Annotated in this window: 9 protein-coding genes; 3 read left to right on the top strand and 6 right to left on the bottom strand. The window is 44.5% G+C overall.

The window, feature by feature from the left end; translation table 11 throughout:
• Positions 1-25 precede the first annotated feature (25 nt).
• The gene (locus AB7E14_RS01455; RefSeq protein ID WP_044254526.1) at positions 26-544 is read left to right on the top strand and encodes an anti-virulence regulator CigR family protein; all 519 of its coding nucleotides are present in this window, start codon (positions 26-28) and stop codon (positions 542-544) included.
• 47 nt (positions 545-591) lie between these two features.
• Here AB7E14_RS01455 and AB7E14_RS01450 read toward each other — a convergent pair whose 3' ends face one another.
• The 6 genes from AB7E14_RS01450 to AB7E14_RS01425 form a co-directional block, all read right to left on the bottom strand.
• Complete coding sequence (locus tag AB7E14_RS01450) at positions 592-1,110, bottom strand: fimbrial protein (protein WP_316962430.1); 519 nt, start codon at positions 1,108-1,110, stop codon at positions 592-594.
• Positions 1,103-1,624: a fimbrial protein gene (locus AB7E14_RS01445; RefSeq protein WP_316962429.1), complete on the bottom strand. Its 522-nt coding sequence runs from the start codon at positions 1,622-1,624 to the stop codon at positions 1,103-1,105. Before AB7E14_RS01445 ends, AB7E14_RS01450 begins: the two co-directional genes overlap by 8 nt.
• 12 nt (positions 1,625-1,636) lie before the next feature.
• Positions 1,637-2,632, bottom strand: coding sequence for a fimbrial protein (locus AB7E14_RS01440; RefSeq protein WP_109739713.1), 996 nt, complete (start codon positions 2,630-2,632; stop codon positions 1,637-1,639).
• A gap of 18 nt (positions 2,633-2,650) precedes the next feature.
• Positions 2,651-3,352 carry a fimbrial chaperone gene (locus tag AB7E14_RS01435; protein WP_316962428.1) on the bottom strand — a complete coding sequence of 234 codons (702 nt, stop codon included), beginning with the start codon at positions 3,350-3,352 and terminating at the stop codon, positions 2,651-2,653.
• Positions 3,345-5,702, bottom strand: a complete 2,358-nt coding sequence (pefC, locus tag AB7E14_RS01430; protein WP_316962427.1) for a PefC/AfrB family outer membrane usher protein — start codon at positions 5,700-5,702, stop codon at positions 3,345-3,347. The genes AB7E14_RS01435 and pefC overlap by 8 nt, the downstream gene beginning before the upstream one ends.
• Before the next feature lie 61 nt (positions 5,703-5,763).
• Positions 5,764-6,297: a fimbrial protein gene (locus AB7E14_RS01425; RefSeq protein ID WP_316962426.1), complete on the bottom strand. Its 534-nt coding sequence runs from the start codon at positions 6,295-6,297 to the stop codon at positions 5,764-5,766.
• 347 nt (positions 6,298-6,644) lie between these two features.
• Here AB7E14_RS01425 and AB7E14_RS01420 point away from each other — a divergent pair, with 347 nt between their 5' ends.
• Together AB7E14_RS01420 and AB7E14_RS01415 are read left to right on the top strand one after the other, a co-directional pair.
• Complete coding sequence (locus AB7E14_RS01420) at positions 6,645-10,490, top strand: S6 family peptidase (protein WP_316962425.1); 3,846 nt, start codon at positions 6,645-6,647, stop codon at positions 10,488-10,490.
• A 922-nt stretch (positions 10,491-11,412) separates the two neighbouring features.
• On the top strand, positions 11,413-12,026 hold a 614-nt coding region (locus AB7E14_RS01415), incomplete at its 3' end, for an AraC family transcriptional regulator (protein ID WP_428169294.1).

Below are 12,026 nucleotides of genomic sequence, written 5' to 3'. Positions count from 1 at the left end.
GAACATCATCTGGAAGGAACACATCATGGGTAAGCGTCGTGGTTTAACGGCAGTGCTGGCCACACTGGTTTCACTCTCTCTGTTCGCTGCGCCGGTCATGGCGAATCCGGGGAATGGTAACGGAAATGGTCATGGCGGCGGCGGCCAGGGCAACAGCAGTGGCAATCATGGAAATAAGGGCAACCAGGGAAATAACGGGCAAAAAGGAAATTCGGCCCAGAAAAACAACGGTTCATCCGATCATCGTAAAAATTACGGCAAACCCGATCACGTCGAGTCTGACATCAGTTTCGCGACAGCGCGTCATCTGGCGGTGAACTACGGCCTGACGGGATATGATTCTCTGCCTCCGGGCATTGCGAAAAACCTGGCGCGTGGAAAACCGCTCCCTCCGGGCATCGCGAAAAAAACCGTACCGGCATCCATGCTGGGGCAACTGCCTTATTATCCTGGCTATGAATGGAAAATTGTTGGGGATGATTTAGTGCTGATTGCGCTCAGTACTGCCGTGGTCACGGCGATTATTAACGGGGTGTTTGATTAATATATTTAAAGGCCGGGGAGCGTTCCCCGGCTTGTGTTTATACCATCTTAATAATAGGTAAATGTAACCGGTAAGCTGGCGGTGTAATTACCTGCCGGTATTGTACCGGTATGGGGTGAAACCCTGACCAGTAAGCTTCCATCAAACTGGTTTGGACTCACCAGAAAAGGCGCTTTACTTAACTCAACCGGCGTGCCGAATTCAACCGCACCTCCACCCTGCTTCCATGACAAGGTAATATCAACCATATTATTTGACGTAGTGAGTTTCGAATTACTGCCCCCAGCCAGAGTAACCTCAAATTTGGTGATATCACTGACACAGTCAATCACAAGGGGAACTTCAACATTATTATCGCCTAAAAAGGCACCTGATGTGGTAATCAGCGGAAGTTGCACGGTTTCAGGCAGGCCAAGCCCTTTGTTGATTTGGCACTGAGGATTAGTGACCTGCATTGAAATGGGAAGACTTACGCTTGCCGTTTGTGCGGCGTGACTGTTAAGTGCCGTTGTTGCGCTTAACAGCCCCACCAGTAACGGAAAAAATAGACATGTCCTGTCAATCATAGGTTACCTCGACAGTCAGACTAGTGGAAATATTCCCGGCCTGAAGCGTTTCTTCAGGAATTTTTTTTGGCAACAGCTGGAACTGACCAAGCGTTTCATTTTGGTTACTTAATGCAGTTGATGCGGGAACAAAAGACTTATTCAATTCTAGCGGCGTAAAATCTGTGCCGGATGCATTTTTCCATGCCAACGCAAGCCCAACGCCGGATAAACCCGTTTTCATTAGGTTAGTGCTGCTCGTGGAAACGCCTGCAGCGGGCGAAAATTTTAGTGAGATCCCGGTTGCAGGCCAACTGCATGCAATATTCAGATCAACTGTCTGTGGCGTTGTTGCGTTATTTTCAAACTGGCTAAAGCCGATTTGTTGAAAATTCAGATTTGCCGGAGAGAGAGATAATGCGCACGTGTTTAAGGCTAACTCGGCGTTTATCGTAGCTTTTCTCTGCACTGATTTCGACGCAGAGGCATTGTGAATTGAAAAAAGTATCAAAAAAAAGGTTAACCATCTGAGCATAATTAATCCAGCTTATCTGTATATTAGCGAAACATTCAGGTACGTAGAAACCTTTCCGGCAGGAAACGGTGTTGATGGTTTGACGTTGATTCTGAATCTAGCACTATCATCAATATTTTTTTGTGTTTGCGAATAGAGCTGATAATTAGTATTGAGAGGGATGATTTGTTCACTCCCGTACAGTCTGGTTATCTGGAAATTTAACTTGCGACCATTAGTATCATTGGCACTAAACATACCATTCGCTGCATCGACTACATTTTCAGGGTCTAAACGGACATAGAGACCATTGATTAATGCTTTATTTTTGCAAGAGTATGAAACTAATAGCTCTTTATACAAACCTCGATTCACGTCGCTGGGTGTTAATTTTCCAAAGTCAATATTTTCTGGAATGAGACTCATTGAGCAAGTGCCGATATCATTTATATAAAAAGATATCGTTGATCCCCCTAAAGCATTATTAACTTCGACTGAAGGGCTGTTGAGAACAGTACGCCCAATAGAAAGCACTGGAACAGTAACATTATGTTGACCAGTTTGAGTGTTTTTCATCCAGTACTCATCATTCACAATAAGCTTCGCTTTGCCGAGGACTGTGCCAGAAGGCCAGTCAACTCTTTCTCCCGGCTTAATCATATCGGAGGTAAGCCAGGAACCCGAGTCGCAATGCATACCTTCGAGCTGCCACTCAATGCCCGGATAGGATGTTGTTATAGTATTGGAATTTTTACAGGTCCCACCACTGGTTATTTTCATAGCCATTTTACTTTGCGGGGTTAAGAAATCTATATAATCCGCATCACAGGACATACCGTTTGTTATGCTTATCTGCATTGCTATTACAGGACCATTTTTCTCTGACGTATAACCATACGCCCAATGATACATATCGCTGGAGGGATCTCTATCGAAAGTTATTGTTCCGCCAGAGCAATCCTTTGCCTGGACAGGTAATGAACTAAGTGATAAAAAAGCTATTAAAAGAGCAAATATGTATTTATACATAATAAAAACCTTTGCGTGTCAGGATTTGTTTAATTTATACTCTTTGTCAACGCCATAATCATCAAACGCTACAATGCTAAGGTTGCTACCGGTAATTGTTTTACCCAGAGAAACTTTTTCACCTGGCGCAAAGACAGATAATTTTTCTTTAATATCGTCACTAACTTTAATGGGCGTTCCGTGTTGTTTAACACTGATGATCGCAAAGTAATAGGGTGTATCGTTCCAGAGGATGGTGTTGCCCTCACTGCTTATCATTTTAATCTGTTGTTCGGCGTTTTCCCTTTTCTCTTTCAGTGCGTCAGGGCGATAAAACATTTTGACCTGGGTATGCAGCGCAATGGATAATGCATTCATACCTTCTTTTGGTGCTTTAGGGATCTCCTGGATATTGATCCAGAAAAGTGATTCTTTGTCTTTTGGTAACGCATCATTAATTTTCAGGATACGCAGGATTTGTTTGTGCTGATCGGCCACTTTAAAGAACGTGGGGCTAGGTACAAAATAGACGTTCTTGTCGTTTTGGTCCTGGTTTTCAATCCATATCTGTCCGCCATATTCCTGAGCGGACTGGTTATCAACCTGTACAGAGATATTCTCTCTTTTTTCATCAAATACATAACGTGTGCTGTTAAGGACAAATGCCGCATGACTTGATGCCGTAAATAAAAACAGTGACGCAGAAAAGAAAAACGTTCTCAGTGTATTGTTCTTAGCCACACTTAATCTCCTGTGCTTTACCCGAATCTTTCTGCAGCGATCGTGAATCGAATTTGCAGTCACCTACAGATATGATCCCTTCATCTTTATCTTCAAGATTCATTAACAGAATCCCGCCGTTGTTGACGTAGCCAATTTCCTGGTTTTCTGCGTTTTTAGCGATACTCCCCATTGGAATAACAAAACCATTACTGCTGATAACTTTGACAATATACGTGTTAATTTTTCTGTATTTCACTTTTTTGTAGATAATGGCATTTTCTGTCGGCGTGACATTAATTGCGTTTTCTGTCAATTCGACGCTTTGTGGCAAGTTGTCGGCATTGACCGTAATGGTGTTATTGTTATAAGCCGTTAACGGTATAACGGCTCGACCTTTTTTATCGCCCGGCATAGAGCCGTTAAATCTGACGCCGGGAATATCTTCCATTTGCACAATCGCAATTTCATCATTTTTCACAGGCGTAAAAAGAATACCTGCATCTGGCAACCCGATAATACTTCCGCCAACCTGTAAGGAAGAACTGGAAGTGTTCCCCATTTGCGAATAGCTTGCCGAGGTTTGAACCTCGTCAAACAGATAAGACGCTGAAATCGCGCTTCCTCTGGTGTTGCGTGACTGACTGATGGACGCATTATAGCTCAGGCGTGAATTAACACTTCCCGCAACACCGGTATTGAAATTCGTGCCATTACGGCGATCATAGTTTATGCCAGAGAAGCTGTAGTGCGATTTATCAAACACGCTGAAGGGTACGCTAAGGGATACCCCGGCGTTATAATCACTTTCCATCCCCTGCAGTCTGGAATATCCGGCATTCAGGGAGACTGATATATTATTAAAGCTCTTGCTGAGATTTACGTTTGCCCCTACCTCACTGGAAGTGTCCCAGTAATCTTCCTTCCAGGCTGACATGTTTAAGAACACATTCATTTCCGGGAGTTGATAGGTAATAATCGATTCATACCGCTGTTTGGGTCTGTTGTTTAACAGATTGTAATAGCGATAGTTAAAATCCGCGTAGTCAATGTAATTTTCTGAGTTAAAGCGATAACCGATTAACTGTAAATTCGCGTTTTCACCTAAGGCACGGGCATATTTCACCGATGCGCTAAAGCCGTTCATCGTTTTGCCATTATGGTATTTTGCCTGCGACAGGTTGCCACTCATTGCCATGGCACCAAACCAGCCGAAAGAACGGATAAAACCCAGGCCAACGTTGTTATAGTTTTTATCTACCAGTGCAGAGGTATTGAGCGTAAAGGGTTCAAAACCATAATCATAGGTCATCTGCGCGAATAAACTATCATCATCACGCTTGTCACTGTATTGGTCAACTTTACTACCTACCGCGATATTGTAATTGTAATTGCCAGGTTTTAATAAATTGGGCAGCACAGCGACCGGGAATCGCTGTTCTTTTACTGAACCATCCTCTTCATATATTTTCAAAACAATGTCACCCGAATACACGCCGGTCAGATCGTTAATCACAAAAGGACCCGGCGGGACTACGAACGATTTTAATGTGTATCCGCTTTGTTCGACAGTGACACGGGCATGTGTTCTGGCAATACCATTAATTACCGGGGCATAAGACTGCGAGTCCCAGGGATACATATCCTGGTTGGATTTTAACTGTGCGCCATAAAAGGTAAAACCATCGTTCAGGGTATTGTAAGACTGGGTTTTACCAATCAGGATATCTGATTTTATCGATTTTATCGCATGCGTTAACAGCAGGTTATTGCTCTGGAATTTTTCTCCCTGATATGCGTATCCTCTCCCAAGCAGAACCCATTCGCCTATATTGATCTGACCTTCGATATTGCCGTATGTTGTCCGATCCTGGTCACTTGATTTTGATGTATTGACATCATAGGCGAGTTTGAAACCGGTACTGCCATAATCCCAGGGGCCGCCTTCTTTTTTCGTATCGATAAAGCCAGCCTGAGGCATATCGATTGACAACTCCTGCAGGGAAGGATCAAATTTAACCCGACTGTTCTTCTCTTTATCAAGAAGATAGCAGTTGCGTGCCGGATTAAGATACTGTTTATAGAATTCTTTATTAATATAAATGCCTTTCCCCTGTAACCATTTATCAGAAAGACAAATATGCTCAGCATCATCATTGCTGATTGCTAATTCTACAGAGGCCGCTGTTTTAGAACCATTAAAAAGTAGATCAACAACATAGTTCCCCGGGACGTTTTGTCCGGTATTCTTTAGTACTTCAGGTACCTCTTTGCTGCCACCACGGATAAAACTGTAATTAAAATCGTCGGCAAGAACTTCATTCGACCATAAATGAAAAATGATAGCGATACATAATACTTTTATTTTCATTACTTTTCCTTGCCGACGTGTATCTAATTAAATCAAGGGAGTTAAAACTCCCTTAATATGGTTATTTATATGAAACTACATAACTTGCTGATGCATTAAATGGACCAGCAACCATTGCCGTAGCTGGTTTAGTTAGAACTGCGCTGTAATCAAACGATTCAATTTTAGCACCGGAATAATCGAAAGAAGTTTGCCCTTCTTTAATAAATGCTTGGTCACTTTTTTGTGCGGCGTTTGTTGTTGCCACCTGTAAATAGGCATTTGTTCCGCCAGTTGTTGTCGCGTTAGCAATACCTGCTGCGGTCAAGGTTGGAGATGACCAAGTTACAGTTGCAGCCGTTTTAGCAATACACGTATTATCAGCAGGCGTCAGTTTAAATGCAACGGGAGTACCATTGCCGGTAGCAGCAGTTGACAGCGTACCTAAATTGACGCTTGAAATATTTCCGCCAGAACTGTCTTTCACAGAAAACTCGCAAGTGGCACTTGAAACAGCACCCGTAAAGTTTACAGTACCGCTGTTTGGCGCAGCCATAGCACTAGACGCTACACCCAGAACCGCCACAATTGCCGAACCTAAAATCAGCTTTTTCATTTTATACTCCATTAGTAATAGGCTTAATTCTAAAGTCAGCTCATAACAATCTTAATGAGCGAGGCAGAATATATTGCCTTGGGAATTCGATGGCAAATCCTAAAATGGCGTTTGTTACTTTCCTATCGGCTTTTTTTATTTGTCATTTCGTTAGTTATATAGTTTCAGTTTTCGTAACTAATTTTTTTATTTTTTGTAAGGGAGATATAAAATAGAGTAAAGATAGTAGTGTATTTATCATAATACTCTTTCAGGATATAAGAATAAAAAAGCCCCATTATTTTATTGACTGATTCTGGTTTTTATTGATTTTTAGTGTTTTAATCTGATAGTTGCCGGGGGATAAAGTGAATAAAGTATATGCAATAAAAAAGAGCAGAAAGGGCGAAGCTGTTGTCGTTTCAGAAGTCAGTAGAGGGATAAGGAGGATAAGGAAATGTCAAATAGTACGAACAACCCTGAATGCCTTGCTTATCAGCATGACAGGATTAGCATATCCTCTATCATCAGAGGCTTCAGTTAGCGTACACAGTATTCCTTACCAGACATATCGCGATTTTGCTGAGAACAAAGGCCTGTTTAAGCCAGGCGCAGAAAACATCCCGCTATATGATAAAAATGGATCTATCGTTACCACGCTAAATAAAGCGCCCATGATAGATTTCAGTTCAACTGACACAAATGGTATTGGAACGTTAGTTGCACCGCAATATATCGTCAGCGTTAAACACAACGTGGGTTATAAACAGGTGAAGTTTGGTTACAGTGACGACACCACCTATAACCTGGTTGAAAGAAATAATCACGAGTGGGATTTCCATCGGCCTCGACTGAACAAAATTGTGACAGAGATTGTGCCTCTTGATATGACCAGTGCGGGGATTGAAAATGGTACATATCAGAATACAGAGCGGTTTCCCGTTTTCTATCGGGTCGGTACGGGAACGCAATATGTCAAAGATGAGAGTGGCAAATTGACACAACTCGCAGGGGGATACTCTTATAAAACAGGAGGAATAGTAAATCCACCATATACTTCTAGCTGGCGTTTTTTCACTATCACAACAGATACCCCTCTTTCCACCTATGGTACTCCTGGGGACAGTGGCTCTCCATTATTTGGCTGGGATGCACAGCAAAACAAATGGGTTGTAGTTGGAGTACTCAATTCTTATGCGGGCTTATGGGGTAAGACTAACTACTATACAGTAATCCCTGTCGGTGACGTGGTTGAAACCATGAAGCTGAACGCTGATGCCCCAATCCATTCACAAAAAAATGAAGGTGATATTCACTGGACTTATGATGACAAAACCGGCGTTGGCGCATTAACCCAGGGGGCGGCCTCATGGTCAATGCATGGTAATCAGGGGGCAACCTGGCCTGCTTCATTGAACAGCGGTAAAGATCTCACCTTCCAGGGCGGCGGAACCGTTGTATTAGAAAACACCGTTAATCAGGGGGCAGGAACACTGACCTTTGATGATGATTACATTATTAAGCCCCTGGATTCTCAGACCTGGAAAGGTGGCGGGATCATTGTTAACGGCGATCATACCGTCGACTGGCAGGTGAACGGTGTTCAGGGTGATAATTTGCATAAGCTCGGTACCGGGATACTGAAAGTGAATGGTACGGGTATCAATCCCGGTGGGCTGAATGTTGGCGAAGGGACGGTGGTTCTGGCACAACGACCGGACAGCGATGGCAACGTTCAGGCCTTTAATAATGTCAGTATTGTGAGCGGCCGCCCAACCGTTGTGTTAAGCGATGACAAACAGGTTAATCCCGACAATATCAAATGGGGTTATCGCGGCGGTAAGCTCGACATCAACGGTAATAATCTCACTTTCCATCAGCTTAACGGCGCGGACGACGGGGCTATTCTGACCAACCGCGGGAAACAGGCCACCGTCAGTCTGGATTTCAATAAAGCGGATGCCACAACGACGGTTGCCAACATCTGGCACGGCCACTTCACCGGCAATGTTGATGTCAAAAATACCGTTACACCCGGAACGCAGAACGACTTTGTCATGGATGGCGGGATGAACACGCAGGGGAGCTTCACCCAGCAAAATGGCCGTCTGTTTGTCCAGGGGCATCCGGTTATCCATGCTGTGAGCACTCAGGCTGTGGCGGATAAGCTGAAGGCGCTGGGCGACAACTCTGTTCTCACTCAGCCGGTTTCCTTTACCCAGAGTGACTGGGAAACCCGCCAGTTCAGCCTGAAGCAGCTTGATCTGTACAACGCTGATTTCAGTCTGGCGAGGAATGCCAGCCTTAATACAAATATTAATGCCGACCATTCCACCGTAACGCTGGGCAGTGAAAACCTCTATATCGATCTCAATGACGGGAACGGGGTGAAAACCACGCCGTCATTCGGGCAGTCAAAAGCGACAAACGACGCCGATCAGAGCCGTTTCACCGGACGCGTACAGCTGAAGAACGGCTCCACCCTCAACATTAATGAACACTTTAGCGGCGGGATTGACAGCGCAGACAGTTCGGTGACCGTGGCGTCCAGTGATGCCGTTCTCAGCCAGTTCAGCCGTTTCAGCCACTCGCCGCTGTCACTGGCAGATGGCGCGAAGCTGACGGCAACGTCGGGGCTGGTTTCTGACAGTGAAGTGACTGCCGGTACAGGATCAACGCTTTCGCTGTTAACCGGAGCGTACTCGGCTGAGCGCTGGCGTCTTGACGGGCAGGGCACCACGCTGAATGTCGGCTCGGGTAGCGTAATAACAGGCAATATTCAGGCGGATGCTGCTGCCAGCCTGAATATGGGTACGGCAGAGGACACCAGTAAGGATCTGTTCACAGTTTATGGTGGCAACCTGAGTGCGCCACTGGCAGGCGCGGTGATGACGAATACTCTCTGGCAGGCGGACGGGCAGTCCGTGGTGAAATCTCTCGACCTGAAAGGTTCACAGGTGCGCTTTGGCAATGCCGGCGCAGCGGGTTCTCTGACGGTGGATACTCTGACGGCCAGCAACAGCCAGTTCATCATGAACACTGACGGTAAAACGGCAGATACGGTAACGGTTAAGCAGTCGCTGACCGGTAAAAACAATGCGCTGGTTGTTGTCCCGTCTGTGGATTCAGTGAGTAAGGAAACATCACCCGTCGCGTTAGTGACGGCACCGAAAGCGACGGCTGCCGATGTGTTCACGCTCAAACCGGTGACACAGCGCGCGGGTGTTCATACCTTCACGCCGCAGATGGGTATCGTGGAGAGCGGGAACAGCAAACAATGGCGACTGGAAGGGTTTGACGTGCAGCAGGACAACGCGGCGGTGCAGGCCAGCAAAGCCGTTATGAATACAGGATTTAAAAACTTCCTGACGGAGATGAATAACCTGAACTACCGCATGGGCGACCTGCGCAACACTCACGGTGAAACCGGGGCGTGGGCGCGAGTCTTCAGCGGTACCGGTTCCGCAGATGCGGGTTATTCAGACAGCTGGACTCACCTGCAGGCTGGCGCCGACAGAAAGCACGCGTTTGACGGTGGTGACCTGTTTACCGGTGTGACGGCAACGTTCACTCACAGTAACAGCCATGGCGATGGCTGGTCCGGTCAGACAAAATCAACCGGTATCGGTCTTTATGCTTCCGCGATGTTTGACTCCGGGCTGTATGTGGATGCCATCGGTAAATATGTTCGCCACGACAACCACTATTCGGCGAGTGAAACCGGAATGCCGGAGCAGGATTACCGCTCGCACTCCTGGTATCTGGGTGCAGAAACCGGCTGGCGCTTCTCACTACCCGGCGAAACTTTTATCCAGCCGCAGACGGAACTGGTTTATGGCTCAGTGTCAGGAACCCGGTTTGACTGGCAGTCTGCAGGTTCAGATATCCGTATGCAGCGTAAGCAGGAGAATCCGTTGATAGGCCGTACGGGGGTGGAATCCGGAAAAACGTTCAGAGGGAAAGACTGGGAACTGACGGCGCTGGCGGGAGTTCATTATCAGTATGACCTGTTTAAACCGGCAGAGACGGTTGTTCATGATTTTGCCGGGGAAACTCATATAAAGAATGGTAAAGACAGCCGGGTTAACTTCAGTTTAGGTGTTAATGCCAGAATCAAAGAAAACACCAGGATTAGTCTTAATATAGAGCGTTCAGCCTTCGGTCATTACGATATTGATAAGGCAATTAACGCCAATATCCGTTATTCATTCTGATTTTAACAGGTGAGTCAGTAAAAGCCTGAACCTATAGTTCAGGCTTTTTTATGGATTAAATGTGAGTGAGAATTAAATCCATTTACGTAACAAGTTAGTGTGCATAATTTTATCGCAATGGGTTATTTTTTAGGGTGGTTTTTGCACTTTTCATACTTTATAGTCACTTTTGGTTAAGGTGTCTAATACATTTGATAACTAAGAGTTCTTATGTCGGTTGCTTTTTTGTTGGCAAGTAAAAATGCCTATTTTAATTATGGGTTGTCATTGCTCTCTAATGATGATCCAGATATTAAATGTCATGAGTACAGAGAGATTGAATCTGATCATGATGTGCTTAATAAATATAATAAAATATATCTGGTCTGCGACAAGGACGATTACTTTGCTTACAGTTTTCTTATGGAGAAACTCCCGGTGACGTGTCTGTCCCTCGATCAGATCGCGTACCGTTGTAAGAAACTGCGAGTCCTGACGAGCAGCAGACCTTCGCCAGTTTCTGTGTTCAACGACTTTACGGAGGATGAACGAAAAATTGTCTATTTGTACTTTTTTAAAAGGAAGAAAGTCAGGGAGATCGCGACGTTAACACAGCTAAAGGAAAATACTATTTATTATAGGATACGCGAGATAAAAATTAAACTCGGCGCGGAGTCCACCAGAAAACTGCCGCTGCTGCTTAATGATTTTTTTCTGGTGTCAAATACCTGATTGCTGTTTCTACGTATAATTTCCTGTTGAAAATATTAGAATTGTTAACTACATCACCAAAGCCACTGGGTAACACTATGTATTTTAAAGAAATGCATAGTTAAAGAAGTAATAATTAAAATTATAGACTATTTCGTTAATTAAAAATTTCCGAGTTTACATGGCTGATAACCCATGAAATTATATGCATACAAAGCATGGGGGTGACTGTATGAATAGTCAAAGTGCTTTAAGTACCCTTAATTTTCCGGCTAAGGAAAGTTATGCACACAACAATCTGTTGGTGCTGAAAAAGATACGTTTTTATAACTGTGCGATTATCTATCTACGGGATGCGCAACTGCTTATAAAAACGAAAGATGGGCAGTCCTTTAATGTACCCCCTGAATCACTTTGTTATGTCGAAAAAAACACAGTGATTGATGTTGCATTAAAAGTGCTAGGTAAAGGGGTTCCTTATGAGCTCTATCACGTTGATAGTGATGTATTGAGTTGTATCTGTAAGGTGATGGAACCGCTGTTGTTGGATCCGCAAAGAGTCAACCAGACGCGGCGTAAAATATTTACCTGTCCTGTTGATGAAACAGATACAAAAATCTTCAAGCGATTAATTGGAAGCGATGTCCCACAACACCGACAAGTTTATAAAATAACCTATCTTCTTTCTAAAATGAGGGATATAGAATCGTTAGTTTATTCCTTGTCGGTATCAACGGATACCACCTTTACTGAACGACTGAAGTCAATCATTGAAGCTGATCTCTCTAAATCGTGGAGGCTGGCAGATCTGGCGAACATTTTACATATGTCGGAGGTGTCGATTCG

The organism is Citrobacter sp. (assembly GCF_050252275.1).
Classification (GTDB): Bacteria; Pseudomonadota; Gammaproteobacteria; order Enterobacterales; family Enterobacteriaceae; genus Citrobacter_A; species Citrobacter_A amalonaticus.
Note: the sequence above shows the minus strand (reverse complement) of the source record. Positions and strands in the feature narration are given on the sequence as shown.